Source organism: Bacillus sp. FJAT-52991, assembly GCF_037201805.1.
Taxonomy (GTDB): Bacteria; Bacillota; Bacilli; order Bacillales; family Domibacillaceae; genus Bacillus_CE; species Bacillus_CE kandeliae.
On the sequence record NZ_CP147404.1, the window covers coordinates 96,964 to 117,891 of the forward strand.

The following is a 20,928-nucleotide window of genomic DNA, read 5'->3' on the forward strand; positions in this document are numbered from 1 at the left end:
GATGGATGGACATGATGTTCGGTCGATTTACTGAAAGAGCTCAGAAAGTTTTGGCACTGGCACAGGATGAAGCAATTCGTCTTGGGCATAGCAATATAGGTACAGAGCATATTCTCTTAGGGTTAGTGCGAGAAGGAGAAGGAATTGCTGCAAAAGCTTTATATGGCCTTGGACTTAGTTCGGAGAAAATTCAGCAAGAAGTTGAGAAGTTGATTGGTCGAGGAGAAGGAAGTACACAAACTGTCCATTACACTCCCCGTGCAAAAAAAGTAACTGAATTATCGATGGATGAGGCAAGAAAACTAGGCCACTCTTATGTAGGAACGGAGCATATCTTGCTTGGATTGATTCGAGAAGGGGAGGGCGTGGCCGCACGAGTTCTTAGTAATTTAGGTGTGAGCTTAAATAAAGCCCGTCAGCAAGTTCTTCAATTACTAGGCAGCAATGAATCAAATGGACATCAAGGTGGAGCAGCATCTAGCGTGAACACACCGACGCTTGATAGTCTAGCTCGAGACTTAACGGTTATAGCGAGAGAAGGTAGTCTAGACCCTGTCATTGGCCGTAGTAAAGAAATTCAAAGGGTCATTGAAGTGTTGAGTAGAAGAACGAAAAATAATCCAGTGTTAATTGGTGAGCCAGGCGTTGGGAAAACGGCCATTGCAGAAGGCCTTGCCCAACAGATTATTAATAATGAAGTGCCGGAAACTCTCCGTAATAAGCGAGTCATGACACTGGATATGGGTACGGTTGTAGCTGGTACAAAGTATCGCGGCGAATTTGAAGACCGTTTAAAGAAAGTAATGGATGAAATTCGTCAGGCGGGAAATATCATTTTATTCATTGATGAGCTGCATACACTCATTGGAGCAGGAGGAGCAGAAGGAGCGATCGATGCTTCCAATATTTTAAAACCTTCCTTAGCTCGTGGGGAATTGCAATGTATTGGTGCAACTACACTTGATGAGTACCGTAAATATATTGAAAAAGATGCCGCACTTGAGCGTCGTTTCCAGCCGATTCAAGTAGATGAACCAACATTAGAAGAATCGATTCAAATTTTAAAAGGGTTAAGAGATCGCTATGAGGCGCATCACCGTGTATCGATCACGGATGAAGCGATTGAAGCAGCTGTGAAAATGTCAGATCGATATATTTCAGATCGCTTTCTTCCAGATAAAGCGATTGATTTAATTGATGAAGCTGGTTCTAAAGTTCGGTTACGCTCCTTTACAACACCTCCTAATCTGAAAGAATTGGAAGTGAAGTTAGAGGGCATCCGAAATGAAAAGGATGCGGCTGTACAAAGTCAAGAGTTTGAAAAAGCGGCATCGTTACGTGATTCAGAGCAAAAACTACGTGAAGAACTAGAGCGTACGAAAAACAGCTGGAAAGAAAAGCAAGGCAAAGAAAACAGTGAAGTGACCGTCGAAGATATTGCAATTGTTGTCTCTAGTTGGACCGGTATTCCTGTCTCTAAACTTGCTCAAACAGAAACAGAAAAACTGTTAAAATTAGAAGAAATTTTACATTCACGTCTAATCGGACAGGAAGAAGCGGTAAAAGCTGTCTCTAAAGCAGTCCGTCGTGCAAGAGCTGGTTTAAAAGACCCGAAACGCCCAATTGGTTCATTTATTTTCTTAGGACCAACTGGTGTCGGTAAAACGGAACTAGCAAAAGCGTTAGCTGAATCGATGTTTGGGGATGAGGATGCGATGATTCGCATTGATATGTCTGAATACATGGAGAAACATTCGACATCCCGCCTTGTTGGTTCACCTCCAGGATATGTCGGTTATGAGGAAGGCGGCCAGCTAACAGAAAAAGTTCGTCGCAAGCCATACTCAGTTATATTATTGGATGAAATCGAAAAAGCACATCCCGATGTATTTAATATTTTATTACAAGTGCTTGAGGATGGGCGTTTAACAGATTCAAAAGGACGTACGGTAGATTTCAGGAACACGGTGCTGATTATGACTTCCAATGTGGGAGCTCAATCGCTGAAACGCAATAAATATGTAGGTTTTAATATTCAAGATGGAGAACAAGATTTCAAAGATATGAAGGGCAAAGTGATGGAAGAGTTAAAGCGTGCCTTCCGCCCAGAGTTCCTTAACCGTATTGATGAAATTATTGTGTTCCATGCTTTAGAGAAAAAGCATTTGAAAGAAATTGTGACATTAATGTCTGATCAGTTAACGAATCGATTGAAGGAGCAAGATATTATCGTTGAACTGACGGATAAGGCGAAAGAAAAAATTGCCGATGAAGGATACGATCCAGAGTACGGAGCTCGTCCGCTACGTCGTGCGTTACAAAAACAAGTAGAAGATCGCTTGTCTGAGGAACTGCTAAAAGGTAAAGTATTAACGGGTCAACATGTGATCGTGGATGTTGATAATAATGAGTTTGTCGTGAAGATAAAGGAACCATCTGCTTTTTAGTTAACAAGAGAAAGGATGCACAACAAGAAATCACAGTGCATCCTTTTTTAAAATTTGATGAAAATAAGGTAATATTAGAAGGGAACAAGATATGGCGAAGAAAAAAACGAAATTTATGTGTCAATCATGTGGATATGAGTCGCCGAAATGGATGGGAAGATGCCCTGGGTGTAATCAATGGAACCAAATGGTCGAAGAAGTGTCGATTACGGGTACACCCAAGCGGACATTTATGCATTCAGAAACAACGGTTTCTACAAAGCCGGCTAAGTTATCAGCGGTAGAGACAGTCCAAGAACCAAGGGTCACAACGGATTTAAAGGAATTTAACCGAGTGCTAGGTGGAGGTGTTGTGCCAGGATCGCTCGTCTTAATTGGGGGAGATCCGGGGATTGGGAAATCAACGTTGCTGTTACAAGTCTCTTCGCAACTAAGTGCAAAGGCGAGTAAAGTGTTATATATATCCGGTGAGGAATCGATTAAGCAGACGAAATTACGAGCCGATCGACTAGCGGTGAAGGATGATAATTTATTCATCTATTCGGAAACGAATTTGCAGCTCATTCATTCTGCGATTGAAGAATTGGCGCCATCTTTTGTTATTATTGATTCTATTCAGACGGTATATCATCCTGAAGTGACTTCTGCTCCAGGAAGCGTGTCTCAAGTGCGTGAATGTACGGCTGAACTGATGCGAATCGCGAAAATGAATGGAATCGCGATCTTTATTGTTGGCCATGTTACAAAAGAAGGTTCGATTGCAGGACCTCGATTATTGGAGCATATGGTGGATACTGTGTTATATTTTGAAGGAGAACGTCATCATACGTACCGAATTTTACGAGCGGTAAAAAATCGTTTCGGTTCTACAAATGAAATGGGCATTTTTGAAATGAAAGAAGATGGATTAGAAGAAGTAGCGAATCCATCAGAAATATTTTTAGAAGAACGTTCTCAAGGTACATCTGGTTCGACCGTTGTTGCATCTATGGAAGGAACACGACCCGTTCTTGTTGAAATTCAAGCGCTCATATCACCAACCGTTTTTGGGAATCCTCGTCGAATGGCAACAGGTATTGATCACAATCGAGTGACACTTTTAATGGCGGTACTTGAAAAGCGAGTGGGGTTACTGTTGCAAAATCAAGATGCTTACTTGAAAGTAGCAGGTGGAGTCAAGCTGGATGAACCAGCGATTGATCTAGCGATTGCTGTTAGTATTGCTTCAAGTTTTCGTGATCAGCCAACAAATCCGACTGATTGTATTATTGGAGAAGTTGGGTTGACCGGTGAAGTGAGAAGAGTATCAAGAATTGAACAGCGAGTCTCTGAGGCCGCTAAGCTAGGATTTACTCGTATTATTATACCGTCTAATAATTTAGGTGGATGGAAAGTACCTGAAGGAGTTGAACTAGCGGCTGTCTCTACGGTGAATGAAGCACTCAAAATTATTTTTGGTAAATAACTATTTTGAGGTTAATGAATGAATAAACATAGTTTTTTCAAAAAAACGGTTTTAAATGGAAAAAAGTGTTTATAATAATATGAGGAGGTGAAGGTAGGATGTTAAGACGTCTTGTGCAGGCGGGCTTTATTATTTTAGGTGGTACACTAGGCATTATTTTGATTCCGGACTTTTTAAAATTAATTAAATTAGATGACGTTCACTTAATTAATAACCCGTATGTGGCAGCTATATTAGGAGCGTTGCTGTTTTATGTGCTAACCTTTTGGGCAATTGATCATATAGTTAGTTTTGTGAAATGGTTAGAAGATTGCATTGTGACTGCTCCGTTGACGGACATTCTTTCTGGAAGTTTAGGGTTAATTTTAGGGTTAATTGTAGCCTTTTTGGCAGGGAGTACCCTGTCTTCTGTTGAAATCCCGCTTGTGAACACAGTAGTACCGATTTTCTTAACATTATTACTTGGTTACTTAGGGTTCCAAGTAGGCTTTAAAAAACGAGATGAGATTACTAGTCTTTTCTCAATCAATAAAGGTGGAAAGAAAAAAGAAGTCGTTGAGGAACTTGTGGTGCCGAAGAAGTCGAATAAAATTTTGGACACAAGTGTAATTATTGATGGTAGAATTGCTGATATTTGTCAAACGGGCTTTTTAGAAGGGTGTATTATCATTCCTCAATTCGTCCTTGAAGAATTGCAACATATTGCTGATTCTTCCGATACGTTAAAGCGAACGAAAGGGCGAAGAGGTTTAGATATTTTAAATCGTATTCAAAAAGACATCCCGGTTGATGTGGAGATTATTGAGCGAGATTTTGAGGATATTCAAGAAGTAGATAGCAAGCTTGTGAAGCTAGCGAAAGAGATGAACGGGATCGTTGTGACGAATGATTTTAATTTAAATAAAGTATGTGAATTGCAAAACGTCCAAGTGTTAAATATTAACGATTTAGCAAACGCGGTGAAGCCATTAGTCATCCCTGGAGAGGAAATGCATGTGCTTGTCATTAAGGATGGGAAAGAGCAGAAGCAGGGGATTGCTTATTTAGACGATGGTACGATGATCGTTGTAGAAGAAGGACGAGACTATATCGGCAAGCATATTGATGTAGTGGTTACAAGTGTACTACAAACATCAGCAGGACGAATGATTTTTGCTAAGCCGAAAATGATTGAAAAAGCGCTTTAAAGGGGAATCGATGAATGGCGTATCAAGTAGTGATTCCGGCAGCAGGTCAAGGAAAGCGGATGAAAGCAGATAGGAACAAGCTGCTTTTGTCGTTGCAAGGCCGCCCGGTCATTATTCATACATTAGAAGTATTTGAAAAGGACCCAGCTTGTAACGGCATTGTTCTCGCTGTGAAACAAGAGGAGAAGCAGCTATTTGCTGATTTAATTAGCAAGTACAAAATATCAAAGGTCTATAAGTTTGTAACGGGTGGAGAAGAGCGTCAGCAAAGTGTATATAACGGCTTAAAGCAACTCGATCAGGCCGATATTGTTCTTGTTCATGATGGTGCCCGTCCATTTATGACGAGAAAGATGATTGCTGAACTAGTTGAGCAGGCGAAACATTCAGAAGCCGCGATTGCTGCTGTTCCTGTTAAAGATACAATTAAGCGCGTAAAGGACGGAACTGTTAGTGAGACAGTCGAGCGCTCTAGCTTGTGGTCGGTGCAAACGCCACAAGCTTTTCGCTTCTCTTCCCTTCTTCAAGCGCATGAGCAAGCAGAAAAGGACGGGTTTTTAGGAACGGATGATGCTTCTTTGGTCGAAAGAATGAACGTTCCTGTTCAAATTGTAGAAGGTGACTATGATAATATTAAATTGACGACGCCGGAGGATTTAATCTTCGCTGAGGCAATTATTCAAAAAAGAAAATAAAGGAGACATGAATCATGTTTCGTATTGGACAAGGATTTGATGTTCATCAATTAACGGAAGGCCGCCCATTAATTATTGGGGGAATTGAAATCCCGTATGAAAAAGGATTGCTTGGACATTCTGATGCGGATGTTTTATTACACACGATTGCAGATGCTTGTCTTGGAGCGATTGGTGAAGGAGACATCGGCAAGCACTTTCCGGATACTGACCCTGCATTTAAAGATGCGGACTCCGCTGTTTTACTACAGCATGTTTGGAAGCTAGTACAAGAAAAAGGCTATGTTTTAGGAAATGTAGATTGTACCATTATGGCGCAACAGCCGAAAATGGCTCCGCATATTGAAAAGATGCGAAAAAGAATTGCAGAACTTCTAGAAGCGGACGTGTCACAAGTGAATGTAAAGGCAACAACAACAGAGAAGTTAGGGTTTGTTGGCAGAGAAGAAGGAATTGCTTCACAAGCAACCGTTCTTTTAGTCAAGCCTACTATGTAATCGTCTTTCTTCTAGTAAGTAACAGTGGTAAAATAGAAAAATAATTATGTAAAGCTATAGGGAAGAATCGAGGAGGAAGCAGCATGGCCAATGATATTCGCGTACGGTATGCGCCAAGCCCGACAGGTCACTTACATATCGGGAATGCACGTACAGCACTGTTTAACTATTTATATGCCCGCAATAAAGGCGGAAAATTTATTATTCGAATTGAAGATACGGATCAAAAACGAAACATTGAAGGCGGCGAAGAGAGTCAATTAACATACTTGCGCTGGCTTGGTATCGACTGGGATGAAGGTGTCGATGTCGGTGGGGAATATGGGCCATATCGTCAATCGGAACGCAATGATATTTATAAAAAATATTATGACCAGCTATTAGAAGAGGGCAAAGCTTATAAATGCTATTGTACATCAGAAGAGCTAGAAGCAGAGCGCGAGGCTCAGCAAGCGGCTGGGAAAGATATGCCAGGGTATTCTGGAAAGTGCCGTCATTTAACAGAGGAAGAACAAGCGAAGCTAGAGGCGGAAGGACGTACACCAAGCATTCGTATTAAAGTGCCAAAAGGCGAAGTGCTATCTTTTAACGATATGGTTAAAGGTGAAGTGTCTTTTGAATCAGATGATATTTCTGATTTTGTTATTGTGAAACAAGATGGAACGCCAACTTATAACTTTGCTGTTGCCATTGATGATCGTTTAATGGAAATGTCTCATGTTCTTCGTGGAGATGACCATATTTCAAATACACCGAAACAGCTGGTGATTTATCGAGCTCTTGGCTGGGAGCCTCCTATTTTCGGACACATGACATTAATTGTTAACGAAAGCCGTAAAAAATTAAGTAAACGGGATGAGTCGATCATTCAATTTATTGAACAATATAAAGAGCTTGGCTATTTACCTGAAGCGCTCTTCAATTTCATTACATTGCTTGGCTGGTCTCCACAAGGGGAAGAAGAGATCTTTTCTAAAGAAGAATTTATTGATATCTTTACGGCAGAGCGCTTATCGAAATCTCCTGCTTTATTTGACCAACAGAAATTGCAGTGGATGAATAATCAATATATGAAAAAAGTGGATGTCGATCGAGTGGTTGAATTGGCACTTCCGCATTTAGTTAAGGCGGGACGTATCGATGAAAATCCGTCTGCTGATCAGCTTGAATGGACGAAACAATTGATTGCTCTTTTCCAAGAAAAAATGAGCTACGGAGCAGAGATTGTTGAATTATCCGAGCTATTCTTTAAAAAGGAACTCACTTTTGAAGAGGAAGCGAAAGAAGTGCTTCAAGAAGAACAAGTACGTGAAGTAATGACTTCCTTCCTTGCCAAAGTAGACGAGCTAGAAGCATTCGAAGCAGAAGAAATTAAAAAAGCGATGAAAGCTGTTCAAAAAGAAACAGGTCATAAAGGCAAAAAATTATTTATGCCAATTCGTGCGGCGGTAACAGGTCAAACACATGGTCCTGACTTGCCGAAAGCGATTGAATTGATCGGAAAAGAAGCAGTGAAAGAACGCTTACAACAGATTATCAATTAACATTTTCGCTCAAATGTAATATATTATAGTTAGATAAAATTCGATAATAAAGCGTTGAAGAGGAAAAGTAGGTAATCGAAGCTTCCCAGAGAGAATCGTCACCGGCTGAAAGCGATTTAAGTGACTCGATTATTGAAGTGCCCCTCTGAGTCTGTGGCTGAACTAAGAGTAAGCTACAGCGGGAACTCCCGTTAACAGTTTCAAGTTGGGGAGATAGGCATGCCTATTTCTCAAACAGAGTGGAACCGCGTAAATGAAACGTCTCTGTCAGATCAGAGGCGTTTTTGTTTTGCTTTTGAATTGAAATCAACATGGTGGTGAGGGGGAGGAATGATCATGTTTAAAGTATTAAAAGAAGATATCGATACGATATTTGAACAGGACCCAGCAGCGCGCAGCTATTTAGAGGTCATCTTAACGTATTCTGGGCTACACGCGATTTGGGGACATCGCCTAGCTCATGCTTTTTATAAAAGAAAATTTTATTTCATTGCCCGTCTGATCTCACAAGTCAGCCGTTTCTTTACTGGAATCGAAATTCACCCAGGTGCTCAAATTGGTCGTCGGTTATTTATTGATCATGGCATGGGCGTGGTTATTGGTGAAACATGTGAAATTGGCGATGATGTTACTATTTACCAAGGGGTTACACTTGGAGGTACTGGGAAAGAAAAAGGAAAGCGGCATCCGACGGTGAAAGATCATGTGTTGATTGCGACTGGTGCAAAAGTGCTCGGTTCGATTACGGTTGGGGAGAACTCGAAAGTAGGTGCGGGTTCTGTCGTATTAAAGGATGTTCCACCTGATTCAACAGTTGTCGGAATTCCAGGGAAAATTGTCATTCGCGATGGCAAAAAGATTAAAAAAGATTTAAATCACCGGGATTTACCGGATCCGGTGGCCGACCGACTTCAAGCAATGGAAAAAGAAATGAACCAGCTAAAACAGGAACTTAATGAGCTACGGAAGGGAGAATATCAAAATGACCATTCGTCTGTATAACACTTTAACGCGTAAGAAAGAAGAGTTGATTCCTTTAGAAGAAGGAAAGATAAAAATGTATGTATGCGGTCCAACCGTCTACAACTATATTCATATTGGTAACGCTCGTCCGGCGATTGTATTTGACACCGTTCGACGTTATTTACAATATCGTGGTTACGATGTCACTTTTGTCTCTAATTTTACTGATGTCGATGATAAATTAATTAAAGCGGCTAATGAACTTGGCGAAGAAGTACCAACTATAGCGGAACGATTTATTAAAGCGTACTTTGAAGATACAGGAGCTCTAGGCTGCCAAAAGGCGGATGTGCATCCGCGTGTTACGGAAAATATTGAATTAATTATTGATTTTATTGAGCAACTGATTGAAAAAGGCTTTGCTTATGAGTCAGCTGGCGATGTGTATTACCGTACAAGAAAATTTGATGGCTATGGAAAGCTTTCACAGCAATCGATCGATGAGCTAAAAGTGGGCGCGCGCATTGGCGTTGGCGAAAAGAAAGAAGAAGCGCTTGATTTCGTTCTTTGGAAAGCGGCGAAAGAAGGAGAAATTTATTGGGAAAGCCCATGGGGGAAAGGTCGTCCGGGTTGGCATATTGAATGCTCCGCGATGGCGAGAAAATATTTAGGTGATACAATAGATATACATGCGGGAGGACAAGATTTAGCTTTCCCACATCACGAAAATGAAATTGCTCAATCGGAAGCATTGACAGGCCAATCGTTTGCTCGCTATTGGATGCATAATGGATATATTAATATTGATAATGAAAAAATGTCGAAATCTCTTGGGAATTTTGTTCTTGTCCACGACATTATTCAGCAAATCGATCCACAAGTATTACGGTTTTTCATGCTGTCTGTTCATTATCGTCATCCGATTAACTATAACGAAGAGTTGCTTGAACAAGCGAGAACGTCCCTTGAGCGCTTAAAAACGGCATATGAGAATTTGAAACATCGCAAGCAAGCTAGCACGAACCTGACGGAAAACAGTGAAAATTGGCTGGTGAAAATCCAGGAGATTCGTCAAGTCTTTACAGAAGAAATGGATGATGATTTTAATACGGCGAATGCGATTTCCGTTTTGTTTGATTTGTCGAAACATGCAAATTATTACTTAATGGAAAAGCATACATCCACAGACGTAATCGACGCTTTCTTAAAAGAGTTTGAAGACTTATTTTTCATTCTTGGTTTAAGCCTTGAAGAAGAAGGGTTGCTTGATGAGGAAGTTGAAGCGTTAATTGAACAACGAATCCAAGCAAGAAAAGAGCGCAATTTTCAATTGGCTGATGAGATTCGTGATAAATTGAAGGAAATGAACATTATTTTAGAAGATACGCCGCAAGGCATCCGCTGGAAAAGAGGATAAATATGCTGGAGTTCGCACCATTGAAAGACGCTAAGCAAATGAATAGTTTGGCCCTTGCTTATATGGGGGATGGTATATATGAGGTATATGTACGACGTCATCTTCTCGAATTAGGAAAGGTAAAGCCGCAATTATTGCATAAAGAGGCGACCAAATATGTGTCGGCAAAAGCGCAGGCGAAAGTGTTATTTCAAATGATTGAAGAGGAAAAACTAACAGAAGAAGAGCTAGCGATTGTTCGAAGAGGGCGCAATGCAAAATCAGGAACGATACCGAAAAATACCGATGTACAAACATATCGGTATAGCACAGCGTTCGAGGCGCTTCTCGGCTCCCTCTTTTTAACTGGACAAGATCATCGTCTTGTCGAAATCATCGAATATTGTCTAAATCAGGAAGTTTAAGGAGAGGAGGAAGAAAATATGTCAAAAGAATTTATCTCAGGTAGAAATCCTGTATTAGAAGCATTACGCTCAGACCGCGAAATTAATAAAATTTGGATTTCAGAAGGAGCTCAAAAGGGCCCGGTGCAACAAATTATTAAAATGGCGAAAGAGCAAAATGTGCTTGTTCAATTTGTTCCTAAACAAAAAGTTGATCAAATGAGTGATGAAAATCATCAAGGAGTGGTGGCTTCGGTCGCTGCTTATCACTATGCGGAGCTCGATGATCTATTTGCTAAAGCAGAGCAGAGCGGGGAAGCGCCATTCTTTCTGTTGCTTGATGAAATTGAAGATCCGCATAACCTCGGCTCTATTATGCGTACAGCTGATGCGGTAGGCGCTCACGGGATCATTATTCCGAAGCGTCGGGCAGTTGGTCTAACAGCAGCAGTAGCTAAAGCGTCCACTGGAGCGATTGAATATATTCCAGTCGTACGTGTGACCAATTTAGCACGAACGATGGATGAACTGAAAGAGCGTGGGCTGTGGATTGCTGGTACAGATGCTAAAGGTACCGATGATTATCGAAATTTTGATGGGACCATGCCTTTAGGGTTAGTGATTGGAAGTGAGGGTAAAGGAGTTAGCCGTCTTGTGAAAGAAAAATGTGATTTTCTTATTCAACTGCCAATGGCTGGTGGGGTCACATCTTTAAATGCTTCTGTTGCCGCAGGATTACTTATGTATGAGGTTTATCGAAGACGCCATCCTTTAGGGGAGTAAGATATGAACATCCTGATTGTTGATGGATACAACATTATAGGGGATTGGCCAGAACTTCGAGAACTGAAAAAGCATAATCTTGCCTCTGCTCGTGATCGATTGATTGAGCGGATGGCGGAATACCAAGGGTTTACTGGTAGTCGAGTGATCATCGTGTTTGATGCGCATTTTGTAAAGGGCACGGAAAAGAAGTATCATGATTCAAAAGTAGAAGTCATTTTTACAAGAGAAAATGAAACAGCGGATGAGCGAATTGAAAAGTTGGCCATTGAGCTCAACCATATAAAAAATCAAATTTCAGTGGCCACTTCGGATTTTACGGAGCAGTGGGTGATCTTCGCTCAGGGAGCTTTGCGAATTTCGGCGAGGGAGCTGCTTACAGAAGTGAACTCGATCAACAAAAAGATCGGAAGCAGCATGAAAAAAATTGAAGAAAAGCGGCCAAACGCGAAAATCCAACTTAGTGACGAAGTGGCAGAAATTTTCGAAAAGTGGCGTCGCGGACAGAAATGAATAGTTGACGTTCAAAAAAACGGTACTGTATAATATTGCTAGTCTATGTTTTTGCAAGCGGAAGGGATGTGTGTGGGCTTGAAACGTTCAAATAGTTTAGCACTAGAAACGCTTAATGACGAGCAACTCATAGAACTTGTTCATAATGGAAACAGTGATGCTCTAGATTACTTGATCCACAAATACAGAAATTTTGTGCGAGCAAAAGCGCGCTCTTATTTTTTAATTGGAGCAGATCGGGAGGATATTGTCCAAGAAGGAATGATCGGCTTATATAAAGCCATTCGTGATTACAAAGAGGACAAGTTAACAACCTTTAAAGCTTTTGCTGAATTATGCATTACAAGACAAATTATTACAGCTATTAAGACAGCCACTAGACAGAAGCACATTCCGCTAAACTCTTACGTATCACTTGATAAACCTATTTATGACGAAGAGTCAGATCGTACATTGATGGATGTGATTACGGGAGCAAAAACGATGAACCCGGAAGAATTAATTATTAATCGAGAGCAATTCAATAGTATTGAAGATAAGATGAATGAATTGTTGAGCGATTTAGAAAGAAAAGTATTAGCGTTATATTTAGATGGGCAATCTTATCAAGAGATTTCAGAAGAGCTGAACCGTCATGTGAAATCGATTGATAATGCACTCCAACGGGTGAAACGAAAACTAGAACGTTATCTTGAATTTAAAGAAATTACAATGTAGGGAATCACTTGACTAGTTTCTATAACAATGATATTTTTTACAATTGAGATAGAGAAGGTGATTTCACGATGGCAAATAAACTAATTTTAGCTTGCTCGGAGTGTGGGTCAAGAAATTACTCCACTCAAGGGAAAGCGAATGGCGATGGACGATTAGAAATCAAAAAGTTTTGCAGTACTTGCAACAAGCATACCGTGCATAAGCAAACGAAATAAAGAACCGGTGTGCAAGTCATCATACGGAGGTTCTAGACATGTCGAATATTATCCAATTTTTTCGCAATGTAAGTTCCGAGATGCGAAAAGTTAGTTGGCCGAAGAAAAAAGAATTAACTAGTTATACGATTACTGTTATTTCAACTGTAGTTTTTCTTGCTATTTTCTTTTTAATCGTCGACCAAGGTATTTCTGCCGTTATTAATTGGGTCATGTCAAAGTAATTGACCGATTTATTATTAAGGCTTGAATATACTGTTTTTTTATATGGTATAATGAAACATCATAGAGACAATAAAAAAGCCCGCTTCAACGGGTTTTTTAATTTGCTTTTAACAAGTAAAGGAGGGAAGGACGCTTAGTCCCTTTCAATGGAGAAGAATTGGTATGTTGTTCACACATATTCTGGATATGAAAATAAAGTAAAAGCGAACCTTGAAAAGCGTGTAGAGTCAATGGGAATGCAAGATAAAATTTTCCGTGTGATTGTTCCTGAAGAGGAAGAAACGGATATTAAAAACGGTAAGAAGAAAGTAACGAAAAGAAAAGTATTTCCTGGGTATGTTCTAGTAGAAATCGTCATGACGGATGACTCTTGGTATGTGGTTCGCAATACACCTGGAGTAACAGGCTTCGTAGGCTCTTCTGGTCATGGATCAAAACCGACACCGCTACTTCCGGATGAAGTGAAGAATATCTTAAAACAAATGGGTATGGATGAGAGAAGAAAAGAAGCGGACTTTGAAGTGAATGAAACGGTTATCGTCAACGATGGTCCATTTGCTGATTTTGAAGGTACGGTTGAAGAGATTGATCATGACAAAGCCAAAATTAAAGTGCTTGTCAATATGTTTGGTAGAGAAACGCCTGTTGAGCTTGACTTTGGTCAAGTAAATAAATTAAAATGAAAACTGCTTGAAATGTTAAACAAAAAATGATAATATTTTTAAGTCGGTATGTCTCGGAATTTGAGACTAATTTTAATTGATCATCTTTATTTGAAATAAAGATATTATTTGAGTGGGAGGGGAAAATCCCCAAATACCACATCACGGACTTAAGGAGGTGTGTCTCGTGGCTAAAAAAGTTATTAAAGTTGTTAAGTTGCAAATCCCTGCAGGTAAAGCTAATCCTGCGCCACCGGTAGGTCCTGCACTTGGTCAAGCTGGTGTTAACATCATGGGATTCTGTAAAGAATTTAATGCGCGCACTGCGGATCAAGCTGGTTTAATCATTCCGGTTGAAATTTCGGTATTTGAAGACCGTTCATTTACATTTATCACAAAAACTCCGCCAGCTGCTGTGCTTCTTAAGAAAGCGGCCGGTATCGAGTCTGGTTCTGGTGAACCTAACCGCAATAAAGTGGCAACAGTGAAACGTGATAAAGTTCGCGAAATCGCTGAAACAAAAATGCCTGACCTTAATGCAGCTAGCGTTGAAGCAGCTATGCGCATGGTTGAAGGTACTGCCCGCAGCATGGGTATTGTGATCGAAGACTAATTATTAGTCTAGTTGAAGTTGTTGTTCAAGGGTTGCGATGTGGATGTAGTTAAATATACTTCACTCGCAACCTTTATTCGTGGGAGGTTATTCCGCTAAAACCACATAAGGAGGATTTTTAATAATGGCTAAAAAAGGTAAAAAGTTTCAAGAAGTAGCAAAGCTTGTTGACCGTTCAACAGCTTATGCAATTGAAGAAGCAGTTGAGTTAGTGAAGAAAACAAACTTCGCAAAATTTGATGCAACAGTAGAGGTTGCTTTCCGTTTAGGCGTTGACCCTAAGAAAGCAGACCAACAAATCCGTGGAGCAGTTGTTCTTCCAAACGGAACTGGTAAAACTCAAAAAGTATTAGTGTTCGCTAAAGGTGAAAAAGCGAAAGAAGCAGAAGCAGCAGGCGCTGACTACGTTGGCGATAGCGACTTCATCACCAAAATCCAACAAGGTTGGTTCGAGTTTGATGTAATCGTTGCTACTCCTGATATGATGGGTGAAGTTGGTAAACTTGGTCGTGTACTTGGACCAAAAGGTTTAATGCCAAACCCTAAAACTGGAACAGTTACATTTGACGTAACTAAAGCAGTTGCGGAAATCAAAGCTGGTAAAGTAGAATACCGCGTTGATAAAGCTGGTAACATTCACGTGCCAATCGGTAAAGTATCATTCGAAAACGAAAAATTAGTTGAAAACTTCAACACAATTTTCGATACAATGATGAAAGTGAAGCCAGCGGCAGCTAAAGGAACATACATGAAGAATGTAACAATTACTTCAACGATGGCTCCTGGTATCAAAGTAGATCCATCATCTGTAACTGTAAAATAATAAGTTGACATTCAGAATTGTATTTGATATAATACATTCTGTTGTAAAATAAATTTAACATTTATACCGTAGACAGCAGGGGCTTTGAAAGCTTAATTTCCCGCCGAGGTAATACGAATATATATAGTGTAGCATCTTGCTGTACTTTTCGTGCCTCCATGTCTGCAAAGCATGGGGGTTTCTCTTGCTTTGAGGTATGAATGACAAAGTAAAGCGGAAAAGATTTATCGTTCTTTTTCGGAGAAATCTACAGGAGGTGTAAAGATGAGCAGTGTAATTGAACAAAAGAAACAGTTAGTTACTGAAATCGCTGAAAAATTCAAAAACAGTGCCACTACAGTTGTAGTAGACTACCGTGGATTAACAGTAAGTGAAGTAACAGAACTTCGTAAGCAACTTCGTGAAGCAGGTGTTGAGTTCAAAGTATACAAAAATACATTAACTCGCCGTGCGGCTGAAATGGCAGAGATCTCAGGTTTAGAAGAATCTCTTACAGGTCCAAACGCGATTGCGTTCAGTGCGGAAGATGCTATTGCTCCAGCTAAAATTCTTAACGACTTTGCGAAAACGCATGAAGCGTTAGAAATTAAAGCGGGTGTACTTGAAGGAAGCGTTGTGTCTGTTGAAGAAGTTAAAGCTCTTGCTGAACTTCCATCACGCGAAGGACTTCTTTCTATGCTACTCAGCGTATTGCAAGCACCTATGCGCAACTTCGCTCTTGCGACAAAAGCTGTTGCAGAACAAAAAGAAGAACAAGGCGCGTAAGCTAATCTATTTGGCGACTGCCTAAACTAATAAAACATAATGTAAAAATTAAGGAGGAAATTTAAAATGACTAAAGAGCAAATCATTGATGCGATTAAAGAAATGTCCGTTCTTGAATTAAACGACTTAGTAAAAGCTATTGAAGAAGAGTTTGGTGTAACTGCTGCTGCTCCTGTAGCAATGGTTGGTGGAGCTGCTGGTGGAGACGCTGCTGCTGAGAAAACTGAATTTGATGTTGTACTTACTGATGCAGGTGCACAAAAAATCAAAGTTATCAAAGTTGTTCGTGAAATCACAGGTCTTGGTCTTAAAGAAGCAAAAGAACTTGTTGACAACACTCCAAAAGCACTTAAAGAAGGCGCTTCTAAAGAAGAAGCTGAAGAAATCAAAGCTAAACTTGAAGAAGTTGGCGCTGGCGTAGAAGTTAAGTAATAAAGTAGTAATCGGACAAAAGCCCGCTGAATCCAGCGGGCTTTTGTTTTGTCTTTGCATCTCTAGCGGAACTTTGGTTAAATGAAAGTGGCTAAGGCTTTCATGTGCAAATGGCACCTGAATAGTCGCCTCGCTGGAAGATGATTGGAGGGATCTGCATGGCAAATCATTATTATTCATCAACTCCTGAAAGTGAAAGCAACCCAATATATTGGGAATACACACTAAAAAATAAAACGTTTCGTTTTAAAACAGATGCAGGGGTTTTTTCGAAAAAAGAAGTAGATTTTGGTTCGCGTTTGTTGATTGAACAGTTTAGCTCTCCTCGAATAGAAGGTCCGCTGCTTGATGTTGGTTGTGGCTATGGCCCTATTGGTTTATCGCTTGCTGCAGAATTTCCGGAGCGCCTTGTTCATATGGTGGATGTCAATCAACGCGCAATGGCTCTTGCAAAAGACAATGCGGAGCTGAATCGCATTGATAATATTACCATTTATGAAAGTGATCGCTTAGAAGCTGTGGTGGAAAAACAATTTGCTGCTATTTTAACGAACCCGCCTATTCGTGCAGGGAAAAAAGTAGTGATGGACATTTTTCATCAAAGTTTTCAGAAGTTAGCGAACGGAGGACAGCTGTGGGTTGTGATCCAAAAGAAGCAAGGGGCTCCATCAGCTATTAAAGAATTAGAACTTTTATTTGGTGAAGTAGAAACAGTAGAGCGCTCCAAAGGATATTACATTCTTAAAGCAGAAAAATCATTGACTGACTAAAATCTCTATGGTATTATTGTAAAATGCCAATATAATATTTGTGTCCATTTTCTCGGAAATGATGTATGATTTTTTAAGTAGATGGGAACAATGAAAAAATAATAGTTCATTATGTGAAAAAAATGAGGTTTTCTTTGAAAAACCCTTTTTCTTTTTGTCTTATAGAATAGACTGGCCGTCTACTATAAGGAATATATAGGCAACTAAAACGCTTGATTTGAGGGGTGAATCAGTTGACAGGTCAACTAGTTCAGTATGGACGACACCGCCAACGTAGAAGTTATGCACGTATTAGCGAAGTTTTAGAATTACCAAATCTTATTGAAATCCAAACATCCTCCTATCAATGGTTTCTTGATGAGGGCTTAAGAGAGATGTTTCAGGACATTTCTCCTATTGAAGATTTCACTGGTAATCTTGCATTGGAATTTATCGATTATAGTCTTGGCGACCCGAAGTATCCAGTCGACGAGTCTAAGGAGCGCGATGTAACGTATTCAGCTCCGCTTCGAGTAAAAGTCCGTCTTTTAAACAAAGAGACTGGTGAAGTGAAAGACCAAGAAGTGTTCATGGGCGATTTTCCGCTTATGACTGAAACAGGAACATTCATTATCAATGGAGCAGAACGTGTTATCGTTTCCCAGCTAGTTCGTTCTCCGAGTGTGTATTACAACGGAAAACTGGATAAGAACGGGAAGAAAGGTTTTACTGCTACAGTGATCCCAAACCGTGGTGCTTGGCTCGAATATGAGACAGATGCAAAGGATATTGTTTATGTCCGCATAGACCGCACACGAAAACTACCAATTACAGTATTGCTTCGTGCTCTAGGGTTTGGCTCTGATCAAGAAATCATCGATCTAATCGGCGATAATGAATACATTCGCAACACGCTTGAAAAAGATAATACGGAAAGCACGGAAAAAGCGCTGATTGAAATTTATGAGCGTCTTCGTCCGGGTGAACCACCAACTGTTGAAAATGCGAAAAGCTTACTGATCTCTCGTTTCTTTGATCCGAAACGATACGATTTAGCAAGTGTAGGACGATACAAAATCAATAAGAAGCTTCATACGAAAAATCGTTTGTTTGGTCAACGTTTAGCTGAAACGCTTGCGGACCCAGAAACAGGTGAAATTATCGCTGAAGCAGGTACTCTTCTTGATCGCCGTACACTAGACAAAATTATTCCTCACCTTGAAAGCGGGGCAGGGTTTAAAACGTTCCGTCAATCTGGTGGTGTAGTAGAAGAAGATATCATTGTTCAATCGATTAAGATTTACGCTCCAAATAGCGAAGAAGAGAAAGTTATTAACGTTATCGGAAATGGTTTCCCAGAGTTTGATGTGAAGCATATCACACCTGCAGATATCATTTCTTCGATCGGTTATTTCTTCAACCTTCTTTATGGAGTAGGAAATACGGACGATATCGATCATTTAGGTAATCGTCGCCTTCGTTCTGTTGGTGAATTGCTTCAAAACCAGTTCCGAATTGGTTTATCACGTATGGAGCGTGTCGTTCGTGAAAGAATGTCCATCCAAGATACAAATACAATTACACCACAGCAATTAATTAATATTCGCCCAGTTATTGCGTCTATTAAAGAGTTCTTTGGAAGCTCTCAGCTTTCTCAGTTCATGGACCAAACGAATCCGCTAGCTGAATTGACGCACAAGCGTCGTTTATCTGCATTAGGACCTGGTGGTTTAACAAGGGAACGCGCAGGCTTTGAAGTGCGTGACGTTCACTACTCTCACTATGGTCGTATGTGTCCAATTGAAACGCCAGAGGGTCCAAACATCGGTTTGATCAACTCTTTATCATCTTATGCAAAAGTCAACCGATTTGGCTTTATTGAAACACCATATCGCCGAGTTGATCCGGAAACAGGAAAAGTAACGAGTCGCATTGATTACTTAACGGCTGACGAGGAAGATAACTATGTTGTTGCTCAGGCGAACGTACCTTTAGCTGAAGACGGTTCATTCCTTGAAGAAGAAGTAGTGGCGCGTTTCCGTGGAGAAAACACGGTAGTTAAACGCGAACGTGCAGATTACATGGACGTTTCACCTAAACAGGTTGTTTCTGCTGCGACTGCTTGTATTCCTTTCTTAGAAAATGATGACTCCAACCGTGCCCTAATGGGAGCGAACATGCAACGTCAGGCTGTGCCATTAATGCAGCCGGAAGCTCCGATTGTAGGAACAGGTATGGAGTATGTATCAGGAAAAGACTCTGGTGCTGCTGTCATTTGTAAGCATGAAGGTATCGTTGAACATGTTGAATCTCGTGAAATTTGGGTTCGTCGCATTCAAGAAATTGACGGACAAGAGGTTAAAGGAAATCTCGATAAATATCGTTTACTGAAGTTTATTCGTTCTAACCAAGGAACATGCTATAATCAACGTCCAATTGTTAGTACAGGAGATCGTGTGACAAAAGGGGAAATCCTCGCCGATGGTCCATCTATGGAAAAAGGTGAACTTGCCCTTGGTCGTAACGTAATGGTCGGATTCATGACATGGGACGGTTACAACTATGAAGATGCCATCATCATGAGTGAAAGACTCGTGAAAGATGATGTTTACACATCTATTCACATCGAAGAGTACGAATCAGAGTCTAGGGATACGAAATTAGGACCTGAAGAAATCACTCGCGATATTCCTAACGTAGGTGAAGATGCGCTTCGCAATCTAGACGAGCGTGGAATCATTCGTGTAGGAGCAGAAGTGAAGGATGGAGATCTACTTGTAGGTAAAGTAACGCCAAAAGGAGTTACAGAACTTACTGCTGAAGAACGTCTATTACATGCGATCTTCGGTGAAAAAGCACGTGAAGTACGCGATACATCCCTTCGTGTACCACACGGTGGGGGCGGAATTGTCCTTGACGTAAAAGTGTTTAACCGCGAAGATGGAGATGAGCTTCCACCGGGTGTGAACCAACTTGTTCGTGTTTATATCGTTCAGAAGCGTAAAATTTCTGAAGGGGATAAAATGGCCGGACGACATGGTAACAAAGGGGTAATCTCTCGTATTTTACCGGAAGAGGATATGCCTTTCTTGCCGGATGGCACGCCGATCGACATCATGTTAAACCCATTAGGGGTACCTTCTCGTATGAATATCGGACAGGTGCTTGAGCTTCATCTTGGAATGGCAGCTAGATACCTTGGTATCCATGTGGCTACTCCTGTATTCGATGGTGCGACCGAGGATGATGTATGGGAAACAATTGAAGAAGCAGGAATGTCTCGCGATGCGAAAACCGTTCTTTATGATGGTCGAAGCGGAGAGCCATTCGATAACCGTGTATCAGTTGGGATCATGTACATGATCAAATTGGCGCACATGGTTGATGACAAGCTTCATGCTCGTTCAACTGGACCTTACTCTCTTGTGACACAACAACCTCTAGGCGGTAAAGCTCAGTTTGGTGGTCAGCGTTTCGGAGAGATGGAGGTTTGGGCACTCGAGGCATATGGAGCTGCTTATACACTTCAAGAAATCCTTACAGTTAAATCGGATGACATTGTTGGTCGTGTAAAAACATATGAAGCGATTGTTAAAGGTGAAAATGTTCCAGAGCCAGGTGTTCCGGAGTCATTTAAAGTTTTAATTAAAGAACTTCAAAGTTTAGGTATGGACGTGAAGATCATGTCTGGAGACGATCAAGAAATTGAGATGCGTGATTTAGAAGATGAGGATGATATTCAGCAGGCAGATACATTAAACATCGCCCCTGAAGAAACAGCAACTGAAAAAGTAAGTTCAACGGATTAATTAATGATGCCGGAGAAGTCTTAT

Annotated in this window: 21 protein-coding genes and 2 other annotated features; all 21 genes read left to right on the forward strand. The window is 40.6% G+C overall.

The genetic code is table 11. The annotated features are described in order from the left end of the window. The first annotated feature begins 11 nt into the window (after positions 1-11). The 21 genes from clpC to rpoB all read left to right on the forward strand — a co-directional run bounded on the left by clpC (position 12) and on the right by rpoB (position 20,904). The gene (gene clpC, locus WDJ61_RS00540; protein ID WP_338752587.1) at positions 12-2,447 is read left to right on the forward strand and encodes an ATP-dependent protease ATP-binding subunit ClpC; all 2,436 of its coding nucleotides are present in this window, start codon (positions 12-14) and stop codon (positions 2,445-2,447) included. Positions 2,448-2,538: 91 nt separating this feature from the next. Continuing rightward, the gene (gene radA, locus WDJ61_RS00545) at positions 2,539-3,912 is read left to right on the forward strand and encodes a DNA repair protein RadA (RefSeq protein ID WP_338752588.1); all 1,374 of its coding nucleotides are present in this window, start codon (positions 2,539-2,541) and stop codon (positions 3,910-3,912) included. 98 nt (positions 3,913-4,010) lie between these two features. Beyond that, the gene (locus WDJ61_RS00550) at positions 4,011-5,099 is read left to right on the forward strand and encodes a PIN/TRAM domain-containing protein (RefSeq protein ID WP_338752589.1); all 1,089 of its coding nucleotides are present in this window, start codon (positions 4,011-4,013) and stop codon (positions 5,097-5,099) included. A 14-nt stretch (positions 5,100-5,113) separates the two neighbouring features. Beyond that, complete coding sequence (gene ispD, locus WDJ61_RS00555) at positions 5,114-5,794, forward strand: 2-C-methyl-D-erythritol 4-phosphate cytidylyltransferase (RefSeq protein WP_338752590.1); 681 nt, start codon at positions 5,114-5,116, stop codon at positions 5,792-5,794. Positions 5,795-5,808: 14 nt separating this feature from the next. Continuing rightward, the gene (gene ispF / locus WDJ61_RS00560) at positions 5,809-6,291 is read left to right on the forward strand and encodes a 2-C-methyl-D-erythritol 2,4-cyclodiphosphate synthase (RefSeq protein ID WP_338752591.1); all 483 of its coding nucleotides are present in this window, start codon (positions 5,809-5,811) and stop codon (positions 6,289-6,291) included. An 83-nt stretch (positions 6,292-6,374) separates the two neighbouring features. Then, positions 6,375-7,835 (forward strand): glutamate--tRNA ligase, encoded by a 1,461-nt coding sequence (gene gltX / locus WDJ61_RS00565; RefSeq protein ID WP_338752592.1) that lies wholly within the window; start codon positions 6,375-6,377, stop codon positions 7,833-7,835. A gap of 45 nt (positions 7,836-7,880) precedes the next feature. Continuing rightward, positions 7,881-8,104 (forward strand) — a binding site (T-box leader). Between the two features lie 64 nt (positions 8,105-8,168). Next, positions 8,169-8,837 (forward strand): serine O-acetyltransferase, encoded by a 669-nt coding sequence (gene cysE / locus WDJ61_RS00570; RefSeq protein ID WP_338754638.1) that lies wholly within the window; start codon positions 8,169-8,171, stop codon positions 8,835-8,837. Continuing rightward, on the forward strand, positions 8,818-10,215 hold the full coding sequence (gene cysS / locus WDJ61_RS00575; protein WP_338752593.1) for a cysteine--tRNA ligase: 1,398 nt from the start codon (positions 8,818-8,820) through the stop codon (positions 10,213-10,215). The genes cysE and cysS overlap by 20 nt, the downstream gene beginning before the upstream one ends. Positions 10,216-10,217: 2 nt before the next feature. Beyond that, entirely contained in the window at positions 10,218-10,619 is a 402-nt protein-coding gene (locus WDJ61_RS00580) for a Mini-ribonuclease 3 (protein WP_338752594.1), read from the forward strand. Between the two features lie 18 nt (positions 10,620-10,637). Continuing rightward, entirely contained in the window at positions 10,638-11,381 is a 744-nt protein-coding gene (gene rlmB / locus WDJ61_RS00585; RefSeq protein ID WP_338752595.1) for a 23S rRNA (guanosine(2251)-2'-O)-methyltransferase RlmB, read from the forward strand. Positions 11,382-11,384: 3 nt separating this feature from the next. Next, positions 11,385-11,894: an NYN domain-containing protein gene (locus WDJ61_RS00590; protein ID WP_338752596.1), complete on the forward strand. Its 510-nt coding sequence runs from the start codon at positions 11,385-11,387 to the stop codon at positions 11,892-11,894. A gap of 66 nt (positions 11,895-11,960) precedes the next feature. Then, entirely contained in the window at positions 11,961-12,611 is a 651-nt protein-coding gene (gene sigH, locus WDJ61_RS00595) for an RNA polymerase sporulation sigma factor SigH (RefSeq protein ID WP_338754640.1), read from the forward strand. 68 nt (positions 12,612-12,679) lie between these two features. Continuing rightward, a complete protein-coding gene (gene rpmG / locus WDJ61_RS00600) occupies positions 12,680-12,826 on the forward strand; it encodes a 50S ribosomal protein L33 (protein WP_338752597.1) in 147 nt (48 codons plus the stop codon). 38 nt (positions 12,827-12,864) lie between these two features. Then, positions 12,865-13,050, forward strand: coding sequence for a preprotein translocase subunit SecE (gene secE, locus WDJ61_RS00605; protein ID WP_338752598.1), 186 nt, complete (start codon positions 12,865-12,867; stop codon positions 13,048-13,050). 147 nt (positions 13,051-13,197) lie between these two features. Next, positions 13,198-13,734 (forward strand): transcription termination/antitermination protein NusG, encoded by a 537-nt coding sequence (gene nusG, locus WDJ61_RS00610; protein WP_338752599.1) that lies wholly within the window; start codon positions 13,198-13,200, stop codon positions 13,732-13,734. A 166-nt stretch (positions 13,735-13,900) separates the two neighbouring features. Then, positions 13,901-14,326 (forward strand): 50S ribosomal protein L11, encoded by a 426-nt coding sequence (gene rplK, locus WDJ61_RS00615; RefSeq protein WP_041101809.1) that lies wholly within the window; start codon positions 13,901-13,903, stop codon positions 14,324-14,326. 124 nt (positions 14,327-14,450) lie between these two features. Next, on the forward strand, positions 14,451-15,149 hold the full coding sequence (gene rplA, locus WDJ61_RS00620) for a 50S ribosomal protein L1 (RefSeq protein ID WP_338752600.1): 699 nt from the start codon (positions 14,451-14,453) through the stop codon (positions 15,147-15,149). Between the two features lie 48 nt (positions 15,150-15,197). Next, positions 15,198-15,343, forward strand: a sequence feature (ribosomal protein L10 leader region). Between the two features lie 70 nt (positions 15,344-15,413). Beyond that, positions 15,414-15,914, forward strand: a complete 501-nt coding sequence (gene rplJ, locus WDJ61_RS00625) for a 50S ribosomal protein L10 (RefSeq protein ID WP_338752601.1) — start codon at positions 15,414-15,416, stop codon at positions 15,912-15,914. A 66-nt stretch (positions 15,915-15,980) separates the two neighbouring features. Beyond that, positions 15,981-16,346, forward strand: a complete 366-nt coding sequence (gene rplL / locus WDJ61_RS00630) for a 50S ribosomal protein L7/L12 (RefSeq protein ID WP_338752602.1) — start codon at positions 15,981-15,983, stop codon at positions 16,344-16,346. A gap of 158 nt (positions 16,347-16,504) precedes the next feature. Next, positions 16,505-17,116, forward strand: a complete 612-nt coding sequence (locus WDJ61_RS00635) for a class I SAM-dependent methyltransferase (RefSeq protein ID WP_338752603.1) — start codon at positions 16,505-16,507, stop codon at positions 17,114-17,116. 233 nt (positions 17,117-17,349) lie between these two features. Continuing rightward, positions 17,350-20,904 carry a DNA-directed RNA polymerase subunit beta gene (rpoB, locus tag WDJ61_RS00640; protein ID WP_338752604.1) on the forward strand — a complete coding sequence of 1,185 codons (3,555 nt, stop codon included), beginning with the start codon at positions 17,350-17,352 and terminating at the stop codon, positions 20,902-20,904. Positions 20,905-20,928 lie beyond the last annotated feature (24 nt).